12 protein-coding genes are annotated in these 15240 nt (G+C 72.6%); 9 read left to right on the top strand and 3 right to left on the bottom strand.

The window, feature by feature from the left end; genetic code table 11:
- Positions 1 to 185: 185 nt before the first annotated feature.
- From ACWGIF_RS13905 to ACWGIF_RS13940, 8 genes are read left to right on the top strand one after another with little or no spacing between them, the layout of a single operon-like run.
- Positions 186 to 899, top strand: coding sequence for a glycosyltransferase family 2 protein (locus ACWGIF_RS13905; protein ID WP_453495891.1), 714 nt, complete (start codon positions 186 to 188; stop codon positions 897 to 899).
- Complete coding sequence (locus tag ACWGIF_RS13910; RefSeq protein ID WP_453495894.1) at positions 896 to 1321, top strand: hypothetical protein; 426 nt, start codon at positions 896 to 898, stop codon at positions 1319 to 1321. The genes ACWGIF_RS13905 and ACWGIF_RS13910 overlap by 4 nt, the downstream gene beginning before the upstream one ends.
- On the top strand, positions 1321 to 2457 hold the full coding sequence (locus ACWGIF_RS13915; protein WP_453495897.1) for a glycosyltransferase family 4 protein: 1137 nt from the start codon (positions 1321 to 1323) through the stop codon (positions 2455 to 2457). Before ACWGIF_RS13910 ends, ACWGIF_RS13915 begins: the two co-directional genes overlap by 1 nt.
- The gene (locus ACWGIF_RS13920; protein WP_453495900.1) at positions 2454 to 4775 is read left to right on the top strand and encodes a DUF2206 domain-containing protein; all 2322 of its coding nucleotides are present in this window, start codon (positions 2454 to 2456) and stop codon (positions 4773 to 4775) included. The genes ACWGIF_RS13915 and ACWGIF_RS13920 overlap by 4 nt, the downstream gene beginning before the upstream one ends.
- Positions 4772 to 5923 carry a glycosyltransferase family 4 protein gene (locus ACWGIF_RS13925; protein WP_453495903.1) on the top strand — a complete coding sequence of 384 codons (1152 nt, stop codon included), beginning with the start codon at positions 4772 to 4774 and terminating at the stop codon, positions 5921 to 5923. Before ACWGIF_RS13920 ends, ACWGIF_RS13925 begins: the two co-directional genes overlap by 4 nt.
- Entirely contained in the window at positions 5916 to 7283 is a 1368-nt protein-coding gene (locus ACWGIF_RS13930) for a lipopolysaccharide biosynthesis protein (RefSeq protein ID WP_453495906.1), read from the top strand. The genes ACWGIF_RS13925 and ACWGIF_RS13930 overlap by 8 nt, the downstream gene beginning before the upstream one ends.
- Complete coding sequence (locus ACWGIF_RS13935; protein WP_453495909.1) at positions 7280 to 8524, top strand: polysaccharide pyruvyl transferase family protein; 1245 nt, start codon at positions 7280 to 7282, stop codon at positions 8522 to 8524. The genes ACWGIF_RS13930 and ACWGIF_RS13935 overlap by 4 nt, the downstream gene beginning before the upstream one ends.
- On the top strand, positions 8521 to 9639 hold the full coding sequence (locus ACWGIF_RS13940; protein ID WP_453495912.1) for a glycosyltransferase family 4 protein: 1119 nt from the start codon (positions 8521 to 8523) through the stop codon (positions 9637 to 9639). The genes ACWGIF_RS13935 and ACWGIF_RS13940 overlap by 4 nt, the downstream gene beginning before the upstream one ends.
- 29 nt (positions 9640 to 9668) lie before the next feature.
- Here ACWGIF_RS13940 and ACWGIF_RS13945 read toward each other — a convergent pair whose 3' ends face one another.
- Complete coding sequence (locus ACWGIF_RS13945; RefSeq protein WP_453495915.1) at positions 9669 to 10874, bottom strand: cellulase family glycosylhydrolase; 1206 nt, start codon at positions 10872 to 10874, stop codon at positions 9669 to 9671.
- Positions 10875 to 11003: 129 nt separating this feature from the next.
- On the opposite strand from ACWGIF_RS13945, the gene ACWGIF_RS13950 reads away from it, so the two are divergent.
- The gene (locus ACWGIF_RS13950; RefSeq protein WP_453495918.1) at positions 11004 to 11894 is read left to right on the top strand and encodes a hypothetical protein; all 891 of its coding nucleotides are present in this window, start codon (positions 11004 to 11006) and stop codon (positions 11892 to 11894) included.
- Between the two features lie 103 nt (positions 11895 to 11997).
- Here the strand turns inward: ACWGIF_RS13950 and ACWGIF_RS13955 are convergent, their stop codons facing one another.
- Together ACWGIF_RS13955 and ACWGIF_RS13960 are read right to left on the bottom strand one after the other, a co-directional pair.
- Positions 11998 to 13818, bottom strand: coding sequence for an ABC transporter ATP-binding protein (locus ACWGIF_RS13955; protein ID WP_453495921.1), 1821 nt, complete (start codon positions 13816 to 13818; stop codon positions 11998 to 12000).
- Between the two features lie 231 nt (positions 13819 to 14049).
- Entirely contained in the window at positions 14050 to 15234 is a 1185-nt protein-coding gene (locus ACWGIF_RS13960) for an NADase-type glycan-binding domain-containing protein (RefSeq protein ID WP_453495924.1), read from the bottom strand.
- Between the last annotated feature and the right edge of the window lie 6 nt (positions 15235 to 15240).

Genomic DNA, 15240 nt, shown 5'->3' on the forward strand with positions numbered 1-15240 from the left:
CGGCTAAGGTCTCCGCTGGCCCCGATCGCGGGGCCGATGTCCGTCCGACAGAACACTCAACAGAGCGCCCGACGTCGGGCGTGCGGGCCAAGACTCCACGACGTGAAGGCTCCTCAAGTGCCATGGCGCTCCTGAGCCGTCGTTCTCGTCTGGCACCGGGGGATGCATTGAATACGCTTTCCATCGTGATTCCCGCGCTCAACGAGGCGCCCAATCTGCCGACCGTGGTGGATTCGGTGCCCACCGCGGAGCTCAGGGCCATGGGCTGGGAGACCGAGGTCATAGTCGTGGACAACGCCTCCACGGATGACACGGCCGCCGTGGCCGCCTCACTCGGCGCCAAGGTCGTCTCCCAGCCGGCGCGGGGCTACGGCAACGCCTACCACGCCGGATTCCGTGTGGCGAAGGGCGACGTCATAGCCACCGGCGACGCCGACTGCACCTATCCGTTCGACGCATTGCCCGAGCTGCTGCTCACGCTGACCGAGCACGACGTCGAGTTCATGACGACGGACCGGCTGCGGCGTGAGAACCGCTCGGCGATGAAGACGTCCCACACCATCGCCAACCACGCCCTGAGCGCCTTGAGCCGGGCCCTGTTCCGCAACGGCCTGCGCGACTCGCAATCCGGGATGTGGGTCTTCCGCCGCTACGTCTGGGACGGCGTCGACGTGCTGTCGACCGGCATGGCCTTCTCCCAGGAGATCAAGAACGCCGCGACCCGCGCGGGCTTCCGGTACCTCGAAGTGCCGATCGAATACCGCAACCGCCAGGGCGAGGTCAAGCTCAACGCGCTGCCCGACGGCATGGCGAACCTGCGCCAGCTCTTCGAGCACCGCTTCCGCCGCAGCGCCGACGGCCGGCGCCCGAGCCGTGAGCGGCGGCACACCACGGTATGAGGAAGCGTCTGATCAGGGCCGCCCTGGTGCTCGCCCTGGGCACCGGTCTGTGCGCGGGCGCCTGGGCCGTGCCGCCCGTGCGGACGGTACTGCTGGACTCGTTCACGCGTCAACAGTCTTCTTTCATCGAGCTCTACTTCACCGAGAACCCGCGCTTCGACGGGGCGAGCGTCCTCGCGCCCTTCGCCCTGAACGACCACGGCTCCGGGGCACGCACGCTGTTCGTCAAGCTCACCGTGGAGGCCAAGGACGGCAAGGTGCTGGCCACCGAGACCTACAAGGTCGAGCCACATCAGGGCGCAGCGGTCGCGGTGACGGCCCGGGTGCGCGCCAAGGGGGCCGATGTCGACATGATCCGGCTCTCCCTGGTCGACCACCCCCAGACCCTCCACTTCCGCTTCGGCCAGCCCCCGGAACTCTGATGCGCACCGTTCTCCAGATCAGTCCGTACTACCCACCGCATCTCGGCGGCCTCGAACGCGTCGTCCTGCACCTGTCGCGGCGGCTCGCCGAACGCCACGACGTACGCGTCGTCACCACCGGGCTCGGTTCCGGCGGCGCCCCGCGGCGCGCCCTGGAGGACGGCGTGGCCGTACGACGGCACCGCGCCGTCGAGGTCGCCCACACCGCGATCGCCCCCGGCATGCTCCTCTCCCTGCTGACCGCGCCGCGCGGCTCCGTCCTGCACGCGCACTGCGCGCACGCCCTGCTGCCGGAGGCGGTGGCGCTCACCGCCCGTCTGCGGCGACAGCCGTTCCTGCTCCACTTCCACCTCGACGTGGACGCCAGCGGGCGCCTCGGCGGGCTCCTGCCGGCCTACAAGAAGCACGTCTTCGGCAGGGTCGCGCGCGCCGCCGCAGCGGTCATCGTGCTCACCGGGGAACAGGCCCGCTTCGTCCAGGACGCCTACCGGGTGCCGGCCTCACGGGTGCACGTGGTGCCCAACGGCGTCGGCCCGGAGTTCTTCCGCCCGGCCGGGTCCGCCGCATCCGACCCGGCCGCCCTGCCCGCCGCATCCGACGTGGCCGTACCCCGGCCGCTGGAGCTGCTCTACGTCGGCCGCCTCAGCGCCCAGAAGAACGTGGCACGGTTGCTCGACGCGATGAGCCTGGTCCGCGCGCCGGTCCGGTTGCGCATCGTCGGCGACGGCGAACTCGGCGGCGAGCTGCGCGCGCGGGCGGCCCGGCTCGGACTGGACGCGCACGTCGAGTTCACCGGCCCCCTGCACGGCGAGGAGCTCCTCGCCGCGTACTGGGGCGCCGACGCCTTCGTCCTGCCCTCCGACCGCGAGGGCATGCCGCTGGTGGCGCTGGAGGCGATGGCCTCCCGACTGCCGGTGCTCGCCACCGACGTACCGGGCAACACGGAGCTGCTCGGCGGCGTCGGCCTGCTGGCCGCGCCCGAACCCGCCGCACTCGCCGCCGCTGTGGACCGCCTTGCCGCGGAGCCGGAGCTGCGCCGCGAGCTGGCCGAGCGCAGTGCCGAGCGGGCCCGCCGGCACACCTGGGAGGAAGTGGCCCAGCAGGTGGAGCACGTCTACCGGAGGGCCGGCATATGACCGTCTCCCCCTGGCTGCGGGGGCGGCTCGGCATCCTGCTGAGCCTCGGCCCCGCGTGCGCCGTCGAGACGATGCCCGGCGTTCCCGGGCTCCTGCTGGCTCCCGTCGGACTGTGGCTGCTCCTCGTCGCTCCCGTCCTTCTGCTGCGCGGCCTCACCGACAGGGTGGTTTCCACGCGGAGCGGCTCGGTGCTGCTGGCGGTCGGTCTCACCGTCGTCCTGGACATCCTGGTGGCCCTGGCGGTGAACACGCTGCTGCCGCTGGTCGGGGTGGAACGCCCCCTGACCCGGCTGGTGCTGGCCGCCGCGACCACCGCGGTACTCCTCGTCCTCGGCGTCTTCGCGCCCGAGCCGCAGACGCCGCTGCTGCGCGGCGGGCCGCGGCGCGGCGCCCGCCCGGTGGCGTGGACGGCCGGGGCGGCCCTGGTTCTCTCCGTGGCCGGCCCGATCCGCCTCAACAACGGCCTGGGCGGGACGGTCTCCACCGCCGCCCTGGTCGTCGTCACCGCGCTGCTCGTCCTCCTGCTGCTGCGCCGCCGCCGCTACGCGCTGCCCGTCGTGGAGGCGGGGATCTATGCGGCGTCCGCCGCCCTGCTCCTGCTGACCTCGCTGCGCGGCTGGTACATCACCGGGCACGACATCCAGCGGGAGTACCTCTACTTCCGGCTCACCCTCGGCGGCGAGTTCTGGGACATCTCCGCCTACACCGACCCGTACAACGCGTGCCTGAGCATCACCCTGCTCCCCGTGAGCCTGTTCCGGCTCACCGGGATCGAGGACATCTACGTCTTCAAGGCCGTCCTGCCGCTGCTGTTCGCGCTGACCCCCGTGCTGGTCCACCGTGCGGTGCGCAACGTGGCGTCCCCGCTCGTGGCGCTGCTCTCCGCCGTGTTCTTCATGGCGTTCCCGACGTTCTTCACGGACATGCCGTTCCTGGGCCGGCAGGCGATCGCCTTCCTCCTGCTGGGCTGCGCGATGCTCGTGCTGACGGACGCGCGGCGGCCGCTGCCCCTGCGGCGCGTGGTGTTCACGGTGCTGCTGGCCGGAGTGGTCCTGTCGCACTACTCGACGATCTACGTGATCGTCGGCACGCTGGCGACGGCCTTCGCCGTGGACAAGGCCTGGCGGCTGGCCTCCCGCCGGAAGCGCCGCGAGCAGCGGCGCGCGCGCCGGGCCCGCCGCGAACCCCGGCACAAGCGCCGGGAGAACGCCGCCCTCACCTTCCTGACCTGGTGGATCGTGGCCGTTCCGGCGGCGCTCGCCCTGCTGTGGGCGGGCCCGCTCACCCACACGGGCGGGCAGCTGGAGAGCACCCTGCGGGTCGTCGCGAGCGATCTGTTCGGGTCGGGCGGCGCCAAGGGCGGCTCCTCCGACACCCGCTACAGCCTCTTCGGCGGCGGCGGGGTCACACCCGAACAGCGGCTCGCCGAATACCGTGAGGACACCGTCGGTCATACCCGGGCCGACCGCGCCGAAGGCAAATACCCGCCGCTGGAGGGCATCTCGAAGTATCCGACGCCCGCCGTGGAGAAGGAGAACCTGCCGCTGACCACCGCCGGACGGGCACTCGATTCCGTGGGCGTGAGCGTGCCGGGGCTGAACGGGGTCCTGCGCCAAGCCGCGGCCCTGCTGCTCCAGCTCCTCGTCCTGGTCGGCTTCGTGGTCGCGGTACGGGGCCGCAACAGTGCGTTCGCCCCCGTCCGGGACCAGGTCACCCTGACTGCGGGCGCGTTGGCGATGATGGCGCTGTTCACGCTGGTGCCGCAGCTGTCGGTGGACTACAGCGTGCTGCGCGCGTTCCAGCAGGGCCTGCTGTTCTTCGCGCCGTTCATCGCCGCCGGCGCGCTCTGGGCGGTCCGGTGGGCGGGGCGCCGGGCCGTCCCCGTCCTGTGCGTGGTGGTCGCGGGGCTGCTGCTCGACCTGACCGGTGTGGTGCCCAGGGTCCTCGGCGGCTATCCGGCGCAGCTCTCGCTCAGCAACTCGGGGCCCTCCTACGACATCTACTATCCGCACGCCGAGGACCGGCGGGCCGCGATGTGGCTCAATCGGCGGGCGGGCGGCGACGACGTCGTCGTGCAGACCGACCGGTACTCCTTCAGCCGGCTCCAGACCCTGTTCACCGTGCGGGCGCAGGACAGCGTCCACCCCGCGCTGCTGCGTTCCCAGTCCTACGTGCTGCTGGGCAACACGCCGACCCGCAAGGACGAGGTCACCGTCTTCTTCCGCGGCGACCTGGTGACCTACCGGTATCCGCGGAACCTGCTCGATGCGACCCGCAACCTGATCTACAGCAACGAAGGGGCCGTGATCTACAGGTGAACGGAACGCAGCCGCAGCCGCGGGTCCTTCTCGTCAGCCACTACTACCCGCCGCACGTGGGCGGTATCGAGAACGTCGTCCGCAACGAGGCCCTGCACCTGACCCGCCTGGGCGCCGACGTCACCGTCCTCACCAGCGGGGAGCGCGGCGGGACGAGCCAGGAGGACGGTGTCCGCGTCGTGCGCGTCGCCGCGTCGAACGCGGTGGAGCGCCGGGCCGGTGTCCCCTTCCCGCTGTTCTCCCCCGCGCTGCTGTCCGCCGCGCTGCGCCGGACCCGCCACGCCGACGTCGTCCACGTCCACGACTGCCTGTACGCCTCCTCCTGGGCCGCCGGACTGGCCGCCGCCGTCACCCGGACCCCGACCGTGGTCACCCAGCACGTCGGCCTGGTCGCGCACCCGTCGGCGCTGGTGCGCGGAGTGCAGCACGTCGTCTACGCCCTCGCCGGCCGCCCCCAGCTGCGCCGCGCCCGCCGGGTCTTCACCGTCAACGCGGACGTCGCCGCGTTCGTCCGCCGTCTCGGCGCCGCCGCCGGCGCCCACCGCCACCTCTCCAACGGCGTGGACACGGAGCTGTTCCGGCCGGCGACGGGTCCCGCGGAGCGGGCGGCGGTCCGCGCGCGGTTCGGCCTGCCCGCCGAGCGGACACTGGTGCTGTTCGCGGGCCGGCTCGTGCCCAAGAAGGGCTACGGGCTGCTTCTGGAGGCCCACGCGCCCGAGGCCGCGTACGACCTCGTGTTCGCCGGTGACGGCGACGGTGCCGCACTGGCCGGGCGGCCCGGAGTCCACCACCTCGGCGCCCTGTCCGCCGAGGACCTCGCCGAGGTCTACCGGGCGTGCGACGTCTTCGCCCTGCCGTCCACCGCCGAGGGCTTCCCGCTGACCGTTCAGGAGGCCATGGCCTCCGGTATGCCCGTCGTGACCACCGACGATCCCGGATACGCACCCTACGGTCTGGACCACGAGGTCGCGCTGCTGGTGCCGCGTGAGACGGCGGCGCTGCGCACCGCGCTGGACTCCCTCGTCGCGGACCCCCTGCGGCGGGCCTCGATGGGGGCCGCCGCGCGTGCGCTGGCCGTGAACTCCTTCGGCTGGGAGCGGCACGTGACGGCGCTGCTCGGCCACTACCGGGACTCCCTCCGTGGGTAGGCATGCCCGCCCTGCGGACCAGATGTTCCGGAGCTCCTTCTTCCTGCTGGCATCGACGGTGACGACGGCCGGGCTCAGCTTCCTGTTCTGGGTGGTCGTCGCCCGCTTCTACCCTCCCGAGCAGGTCGGGCTGGCCACCTCGCTGATCTCGGCGACCTCCCTGCTGGCCTACCTCAGCATGTTCGGCCTCAACAGCACCCTGATCCGCTTCCCCGCGGACGACACGGCCCGCAACGGGCAGGTCACCCAGTCCATGGCCCTGGTCGTGCTGGTGTCCTGCGCCGCCGCCGGCCTCTACCTGCTGGGACTGCCCTGGTACGGGCACAAGCTGCTGTTCATCCGGGATCACCCCCATCTCGCCGTCCTCTTCGTACTGTTCTGCGCCTGCGCCGCGGTGAACCTGCTCGTCAAAGCCGTCTTCATCAGCGCCCGCATGGCGCAGTACAACGTGCTGTTCGACGGCATCCTGCAGGGCCTCGCCAAGATCGCCGCCCCGGTCGCCCTCGTCGGGTTCGGCGCGGTCGGCATCGTCGGCTCGGCGGGCATCGGCTACGTGGTGGCGGTGGCGGCGGCGTTGCTGCTGCTGCACCGCCGCCTGGGCTTCCGCTTCGACTTCCGCAGTCGCGGCACCCGTCTGCGCGAACAGCTCCGCTTCTCCGTCGCCAGTTACGTCTCCAGCCTGATCAACCTGGCGCCCGTGCTGGTCACACCGCTGATCGTGCTGCAGAAGCTGGGGGCCTCGGAGGCCGGCTACTACTTCGTCGCGTTCCAGATCGCCGCGCTGCTCAACTCCGTCTCCACCGCCATCGGTGAGGCCGTCTTCGCCGAGGTGTCCTCCGACGAGTCCCGCTTCGGCGAGCTGCTACGCCGCTCCGCAAAGATCATCGCCACCGTGCAGGTTCCCGCCGTCGCCGTGGTCGCCTCCGGCAGCGGGCTGCTCCTGCTCATGTTCGGCGCCGACTACGCGTCCACCGCACGGGGCCTGCTGAGCGTGCTGGCGATCGCGGCGCTGCCCGTGGCCCTCAACACGTGGGCCTGCTTCGGGCTGAAACTGGCGCAGCGCATGAGACGACTGATCACCGCCAACGTCATCCTCGCCTGCACCACCATCGGCCTGTCCGTGCTGTGGGCACCGCGCGGGCTGATCTGGGTGGGCTTCGCCTGGGGCTTGGGAAACCTGGCCGCCGGGCTGTTCGCCACGGCCGCCCTGCTGCGCGGCCGGCCCTCCGCGCCCCGTCCTCCGGAGCCGGACGTCGACCCCGGGCCGGGCTGGTCTCCGGTCGACACCCTTCAACTGCGCGCCGTCCGCCTTCCGGGCCCGGCGTCCGCCGCACCGACTGCCGAGAGGTACCGCCCGTGAAGATCGTGGTGATCAACGCCTACGTCCGGGAGAACGCCGGCGACGCCGCGCTGCTGTCCGTCTGCCTGCGCCAGATCCGGGAGGCCTTCCCGGACGCCGACGTCCGCGTCGCGGGCATGGAGGACCCCTCCGTGCACCCCGACTTCGAGGACGCCCCCAACCTCGGCTCGATCCGCCGTCACGTCGCCGACGGGACCGTCTCCCTGGCCCGCCGGCTCCTGCGCAAGCTGTGGGTCGGCGCCGCCGGCGCCGGGCTGCTGCTGCTCCCCCGCCCCGCGGCCGCCCTCCTGCGACGGGTTCTGCCGGCCGAGGCACGGCGGGAGGCGGACGCCCTGGCCGATGCCGATCTGGTGGTCTCCACCGGAGGCGCCTACGTCCTGGCCCGCCCCGGGCTCGACGGCCACCAGAACGTCTTCTTCGTGCTCCTGCCCGTCCTCCTGGCGCAGCGGGCGGGCGTACCGGTCGTCTTCGCCCCGCAGTCCTACGGGCCGTTCCCGGCCGTCGCCCAGCGCCGGCTCGTCGCCCGGGCCCTGGGCCGCTCCCCGCTGGTGCTCGCCCGCGAGGACGTCAGCGTGGACCAGCTGCGCGGCTGTGGACTGCCCGCCTCGGCCGTCGTCCGGGGAGTCGACTCCGGCTTCGCCTTCGACCCACCGCCCCTCTCCGACTGGAGGGCCCGCCTCGGCGTCGGCCCGCACGAGCGGCTGGTCGGCGTCACGGCCAGGCGCTGGCTCGCGCCGGCCGCGCAGGACGCCTACGAGCGCGCCCTGGCCGAGACCATCGACGCCGTGCAGGCCACCGGCGCCCGCGTCGTGCTCATCCCCCAGGTCAGCACCGACTACCTGGGCGACGACGACCGGATCGTGGAGCGCCGGATCGCCGCCCACTGCGCCGGGGCGCCGCTGCTGATCGAGGAGAGCGTCGACTACCGCGACCTCAAGGGCGTCTACGGCGAGTGCGCCCTGCTGATCGGCACCCGCTTCCACTCGGTGATCTTCTCCCTGACCAGCGGCGTCCCGTGCGTGGCCATCGAGTACGAACACAAGACCCGGGGCATCATGGCCGACCTCGGCCTCGGCGCGTACGTGCTGCCCATCGCGGACGTCACCCACGCCCGGCTGTGGGCACTCGTGGAGCCGCTGCTGCACGAGGACACCGGCTACCGGGAGCAGCTGGCACGGCGCCTGCCCGGCTACGTCGCCGAGGCCGAGCGCTTCCCGGAACTGCTGCGGGCCGCCGCGTGAAGCGCCGTACGGTGGCCGTCGTCACCCCCTACTATCCGCCGCACCTCGGCGGGGTCGAGCAGTACGCCGCCCGGGTCGCCCGCGCCGTGTGCGACGCCCCCGATCTCGACGTGGTCGTCCTCACCACCCGTACCGGCCTGCGGACCGGGACCACCGTCGAGGACGGCGTGCGGGTGATCCGTCTGGGCACCTGGGTCCGGCTGTCCAACACCCCCCTGAGCCCGCTGTGGCCGTTGCAGGTGCGGTACTGGCTGCGACGGACGGGCGCCGACGTGGTCCACGCGCACGCGCCCGTACCGGGTTTGGGGGACCTCGCGGTGGCCGTGGCGGGACGCCGGCCGTCGGTGCTGACGTACCACGCGGGCTCGATGCACAAGGGCGGCTCCGGCACCGGCGCCGCGGACCGGCTCATCGGCCTGTACGAACGCCGGGTGCTGCCCCGTGTGTTCGCACGGGCCCGCGCGCTGGTGGCCGTCTCCCCGGTCTCCCTGGCGGCGGAGCGACCGGGCGCGCTGGAGATCAGCCCGGGGGTGGACACCGCCCGGTTCACACCGGGCGCGCCGCCCTCCGAGCGGCAGCCGGTCCTCCTGTACGTGGGCCGTATCGACCGCTCTTCGGCGTGGAAGGGCGTGGACGTCCTGGTCCGGGCCCTGACCGAGGTGCCCGGTGCGCGGCTGCGCCTCGTCGGCGGCGGCGACGCGGTGGCCGACCACCTCGCGCTGGCGAAGTCCCTCGGAGTCGGGGACCGGGTCTCGGCGTCCGGGGAACTGACCGGGCCGGAGCTGGTGGAGGCGGTCCGCGAGGCCGCCGTACTGGCCCTGCCGTCGCTGACCGAGGCCGAGTCGTTCGGCATGGTGCTCGTGGAGGCCATGGCGTGCGGCACGCCCGTGGTCGGCTCGGCGGTGGGCGGCATTCCGTACGTCATCGAGGACGGCCGCACCGGGCTGCTGGTGCCGCCCGGGGACGCAGGGGCTCTGGCCGCGGCCTGCCGGAGGCTGTTGGAGGACGGCACGCTGGCGGACCGGCTGGGCGCGGCGGGGCGGCGATCGGCCGGGGAGCGCTTCGCGTGGGACCGCCTCCTGGCCCGGTACCTGGAGCTGTTCCGGTCCCTGTAGCGCTCCCCGCTCGCCGCTCCCCGCTGCCCCTACTTGGGATGCTTCTTCTTGTATTCCTCGATGGCGGTCCGCAGGGTGGAGAACGCCGGCTTCGCCGAGCCGTCGTAGCGGCGCAGCCCGTAGTACTTGGAGTGGCTCTTGTCGTCGCCCGTGGCCGTGTCCTGGTGGGCGAACCAGAACACGGCCGCCACGTACTTGTCCTGCGCCGCCGTCGGCACGGTGTCGGTGGCGATCCTCGCCTGGAACGCCTCGGTCACGTGGGTGATGTTGTCCACGCGGGACTTCTCGTCGGCCGCGGCGTTGCCCGGACCGTTGGTGGGCGCACCGGTCTCCGTCAGCCAGACGGGTATCCCGGGCGTCCCGTGCCGTTCGGCGACGCCCACCAGGTTCTCACCGGCGCTGCTGATCTCCTTGAAGACCTTGCCGTCGTGCGGCAGCTGGGGCCAGGCGTAGGGGTGGTAGCTGAGCGCGTCGACGACCTTGTTCCCGCCGAGCTGGGAGACCTGCTCCAGGAAGTCGACGTGGGAGACGTACTTGATCTTCTCCCAGGTACCGACCGCGGCGAGCCCGCCCATCAGCAGGTACGCCGTCGGGTCCGCCTCACGCAACGACTTGGCGGTGGCCTTCAGCAGCGTCGTGTAGGCCTTCGCGTCGGGCTTGGGGTACCAGAACTGCGGGAGGTTCGGCTCGTTCCAGATCTCCCACGTGTGCACGCCCTGCGGTGCGTAGCGCAGTGCCGCGAGTTTGGCGAAGGCGGCGAACCGCTTGGGGTCGGCTGGCGGACAGGAGGGCCGGGCGTCGGAGCAGGATGCGGAGCGCGCCCACGCGGGGGTGTACGCGATGGTGGCCAGGATCTCCAGGTTGCGTTCCCGGGCCGCCGTGACGACGCGGTCGAAACGCTTCCAGTTGTAGTTGTTCGGGGTGTCGGGCTGGATGTTGTTCCAGGCCAGGTCCACCCGGATCCACTTCGTGCCGAGGCCGACCGCGTCGTTGAGGGCGGCCTCCAGGCCCTCGTCGGACTTCCAGGTCAGCGTGTCACCGTAGGAGACGCCGAGACGCAGGTCGTGTTCCTTGGGCGGCTCGGGGGGCCGTTGGAAGCCGCTGCCGGCGCCTCCCGTCGACTCGGATGCCGACGGGGACGGCGACGAAGCCGCGACGATCGTCGCGACCGTCGCCACAACGAAGGAGATGACGGCGGTGATGACCCGCTGTCGTTTGTTCGATTGCCCCACCATGGGGGTCAGCCTAAGCCAAGCAGGTGGAACACTCGCCTCCGGGATGCTCGGCCGTCCCACCGGCCCCTGCGCAAAGCCGTACCGGGCCCCGCAGACCGGCCACCGGCGGGTGCTTGTAGCTTCTGCCGCATGACCTTCACCACCCCGCCGCGGCCCCTGGACGTCGAAGCGCTGTTCCCCGGGCTGGCCGCGCAACGCGCCACGACGACACGGCTGCACCCCCGCGCCGGAACCCCGACGACGGGCGACAGCCACGTGGGCGGCCCCCTGCTGTGGCCCGTCGGCGAGCCGTGGCCGGAGTGCGACGAACCGCACGAGCACAGCGGGCCGCTGCTCGCCGTGGCGCAGCTCTACAGCCGGGACGTCCCGGACCTGCCCGCCGGACCGGACGGCTGCGACCTGCTGCAGGTGTTCTGGTGCCCGTTCGATGCGCACGGGCCCACGGGGCACGGTATGCACGTGCGACTGCGGTGGCGTCGGTCCTCGGAAGTCCGCGAGGTGGCGGCGGCGCAGCCGGAGCCCGGGCCGGTCGGCTTCGACGGCTACGTGCCGAGCCCCTGCGTGCTGCACCCGGAGCGGGTCACCGAGTATCCGTACATCGAGCTGCTGACCGGCGAACTCGGCGAACGCGTCGAGGAGTGGGAGGACGCGCAGGAGGAGGCCGCGTACGAGACGGGGGACGGGACCGGGGACGGCTTCCCGGCCGCCGTCCCGCCGAGCTACCAGAGCGACCTGTCGATCGCCCCCGGCTGGAAGGCCGGAGGGCACGCCGCCTGGAACGTCACCGGCCCCGGGTCCATGGAATGCGGCGGCTGCGGCCACGCGATGGTCCTGCTGCTGACCGTCGACTCGTACGAGTGGCGCTCCGACAGCGAAAGCTGGCGCCCGGCAGAGGACGCGGACGCCCCCGTTCCCGGCTCGAGCCGCCCGACGGGAGTCGCCGTCGGCAACTTCGGCAGACTCAACGTCTTCGCGTGCCCGCACGACCCCGCCCATCCGCACGGCTTCAGCGTGCAGTGAGGTCGCGGTCGTCAACCGGCGGCGTTCGCCGACCGCGTGGACGCCGTGCCGGTCCGTCGTGCAGGCTCCGCCCTCCGGAGGGGCCTCGCCCGGCGTGGCGTGCTCACGTGCGGTTCAGGTCGGAGCGGGCGGGGGTGTCGGCGAGGAAGCCGCCCGACTGGTGTTGCCACAGCTTCGCGTAGGCGCCCTGCGAGGTGAGCAGTTCCCGGTGCGTGCCCTGTTCGACGATCCGGCCGCGGTCGAGGACGACGAGCTGGTCCATGCCGGCGACGGTGCTCAGCCGGTGCGCCACCACGAGCGCCGTCCGTCCCTCCATGAGCCGCCACAGCGCTTCCTGGACGAGGATCTCGCTCTCCGAGTCCAGCGCGCTGGTCGCCTCGTCGAGCAGCAGGATCGGCGCGTCGCGCAGGATCGCCCTGGCCAGGGCGACGCGCTGGCGTTGCCCGCCCGACAGCTTGATGCCGCGCTCGCCCACCATGGTGTCGAAGCCGTCCGCAAGCGCATCGGCGAACTCCGTGACGTGCGCCGCCTCGGCCGCACGGCGGATCTCGGCCTCGGTGGCGTCCGGCCGGGCGAACGCGATGTTCTCCCGCAGCGTCCGGTGGAACATCGCCGGGTCCTGGGGTACGTAGGCGATCAGGCTGCGCAGGTCGGCCTGACGCAGTCTGCTGATGTCCTGTCCTCCGATCAGGATCCGGCCGACGTCTATGTCGGTCATCCGCAGCAGCAACCGGGTGAGCGTGGTCTTGCCCCCGCCGGACCGGCCGACGAGACCGACCTTCGCCCCACTGGGCACGTCCAGGTCGAGGCCCTCGAAGAGCGGCTTGCCACCCCCGTGGGCGAACGTCACGCGCTCGAACCGCACATCCGCGGCCCGGGGCCGCAGCGGCTCCGGAGACTCCGGGTCGAGCACGGTCGGGGGCGTCAGCAGCAGTTCGGTGAACTGCGCCGCCTCCGTCATCGAGCTTTCCATGCGGCGGTAGATCTGGTTGAACTCGAACATGATCCGGGTCGCGTTGGCGTAGTAGGTGAAGGCGACGACGACCGCCTCCACGCCGAGTCGGCCCCCGCCGAGCGTCACGGCGAGCAGCAGGCCCAGCGCGTTGGTCAGCACGGACATCGGTGCGACGAGCGTGTCGATGCGCAGGTTGCCGTAGTCCCACGAACGCAGCATGAGCCGCCGGGACTCCGCGACGCGCGAGCGGTGTTCGGCGGCCTCGCGCTCCTCGGCGGCGAACGCCCGGACCGTGTCCATGTTCATGAGGCTGTCGGCGACGTGGCCCGACACCCGGGCGATCGCCGCCTCCCGCTGGTCGACGAGGGCTTGGCGGCGACGGATCAGGGGCAGCACGCACAGCGCCGTCAGAGTGATGAGGGCCAGGAGCCCGACGACGAGCAGCGGTTCGTAGTGCCACAGCACCACTGACCCGAACACCAGTGGCACGAAACTGCCCACGACCGAGAAGGTCAGGGTGTCGACGAACTCCTCGAAGCGTGAGGCGAAGCTCAGGACCCGTTTGGTCAGCGACCCGGCGAAGTTGTCGTGGAAGAACGTGGCGTCCTTGGCGAACAGTTCGTCCATGCCGATCACGTACAGGTGCTCGACGCCGCGGGCGTCGACGCGGTTCAGGCAGTGGAGGCCGATGCGCCACAGCGTCTCTGCGAGCAGCAGCACGCCGGCGAACGCGAGGACGTAGGGCAGCATCGAGCCGATCCCGGTACCGGTGTCCCCGGCGATTGTGCCGACGAGCTTCGCGACGACCAGCGGCGCGATGTAGTTGATGCCGATGTTGCCCAGCGCCGGGAGCAGCATCGCCGGCACCGCCAGCCGGCGCAGCCGGGCCAACTCCCGTCCGTAGTAGCGCAGGGCGAGGAGCACCGGGCCCCTGCCCGGCGGACCTTCGCGTGATGCAGACGATCCCATGGCAACCCCGTGTCGTCGTGTGGCGGCGCGCCACGTGCTTCTCGGAGAAGGGCCTGGCCTGCCCCGGCCGAAACCCCCGCGCCGCCCGGAGCGACGCCGACACCGGGATACCGGCAGGCCAGGATCCGCAGTGTCCCGCGACACCGCCCGCGCAGTCCAAGCGTTTTTCCCGTCCGGCGGCGTGCGCCGGCGCGAGGGGAGGGCCCCGGCCGGGCGGTCGCGTCGCCCGGTTCAGGTGCGCGAGCGGCCGAAGAACTCGACTTCCGCCACCGCTACCTGGCGGTCCTGGCCGCTGCCGTAAGCCGATCGCAGGACGATGCGCACGGACACCGTGTCGCGGCCGCGGACGTCGACGCGCTGGACGCCGCCGTCGTTGAGGACCTTGTGCAGGGTGCGGGCCCGCCCGGCCGAGTCGGTCACGACCAGGTCCACCTCCTGCGGACGGGCCTGGTCGGCCGCCTGGCCGGGGCGCTTGGAGGTGCCCGGCGTGATGAGCACCGCCAGCAGGTCCATGGGCTGGGCGAAGTCCGCCTGGAGGTGCTGGCCGTTGGAATCGCCCGCGTACCCCGTGCCCCACCAGGTGTTGGAGTAGCCGTCGAAGGCGAGTTCGGGGCCGCGGCCCTCGGCGGCGTGGGAGGCGCTCCAGGCGGTGGGGCGCACGGCGACGCGCTTGGCGAAGTGGTCCTGGACCGCGCGGGCGGCCGGCGGCCCTCCGATCAGACCGCCCACGGCCACCAGGACGACGGCCGACACGACGACCGCCCGCACGATCCATCTGCGCCGCTCCCGCCGCAGGGACGGCCGCTGCCCTGCGAAGGGGCCCTCTTGCGACACCTCGCGCCGCGTGCCCAGGGGGGAGGCGCAGGAGCGGCAGAAGGAACGGTGCGGGGCGTTCGCCGTGGCACAGGCGGGGCACGGCGGGCCCTGCTGCCTTGCTGCGGCCGGCTGTGGGGCCCGTACGCGCGGACGGGCCGCCTCGGGCCGCCCGGGCAGGACGCCCCCGGGCCGCTCGGCCGGGCTGTGAGCCTCCTCGGCCGCGGGTACGGGCACCAGCAGCGCGCGGGCCGCGTCGGAGCCGGCGGTCGCGTCGGGGGCGGCGACCGTCCCGGGGCCGGCGGCAGCGTCGGTGGAAGCGGCCGAGGAGGGGGAGACCGTGGGTGGCGAGTCGGCGGCTGCGCCGGCCGGCTCGGGCGACACCACGGGGAGCGGCGCGGTGGGCGCTTCGGCGGGGTTCGCGTCACCGCCGACGGGGGCGGAGCCGGAGGAGCCGGGCGCGCCGGAGGAGCCGGCCGCCCCCGAGGAGCCGGCCGTGTCCCAGCGCAGGAAGGCGCCGCACGAGTCGCAGAAGGACTGACCCGTCGTACGCGAGGGAGCGGCGCACTCGGGGCAGGGAGCAGTGGTCCGGGCTGCGGACATGGTGTG

Source organism: Streptomyces sp. NPDC054849 (genome assembly GCF_053610945.1).

Bases quoted from the DNA above. Each gene is read 5' to 3' on its own strand.
- ACWGIF_RS13910 (WP_453495894.1), top strand. From the start codon at position 896: ATGAGGAAGCGTCTGATCAGGGCCGCCCTGGTGCTCGCCCTGGGCACC.
- ACWGIF_RS13915 (WP_453495897.1), top strand. From the start codon at position 1,321: ATGCGCACCGTTCTCCAGATCAGTCCGTACTACCCACCGCATCTCGGC.
- ACWGIF_RS13920 (WP_453495900.1), top strand. From the start codon at position 2,454: ATGACCGTCTCCCCCTGGCTGCGGGGGCGGCTCGGCATCCTGCTGAGC.
- ACWGIF_RS13945 (WP_453495915.1), bottom strand. From the start codon at position 10,874: ATGGTGGGGCAATCGAACAAACGACAGCGGGTCATCACCGCCGTCATC.
- ACWGIF_RS13950 (WP_453495918.1), top strand. From the start codon at position 11,004: ATGACCTTCACCACCCCGCCGCGGCCCCTGGACGTCGAAGCGCTGTTC.
- ACWGIF_RS13955 (WP_453495921.1), bottom strand. From the start codon at position 13,818: ATGGGATCGTCTGCATCACGCGAAGGTCCGCCGGGCAGGGGCCCGGTG.
- ACWGIF_RS13960 (WP_453495924.1), bottom strand. From the start codon at position 15,234: ATGTCCGCAGCCCGGACCACTGCTCCCTGCCCCGAGTGCGCCGCTCCC.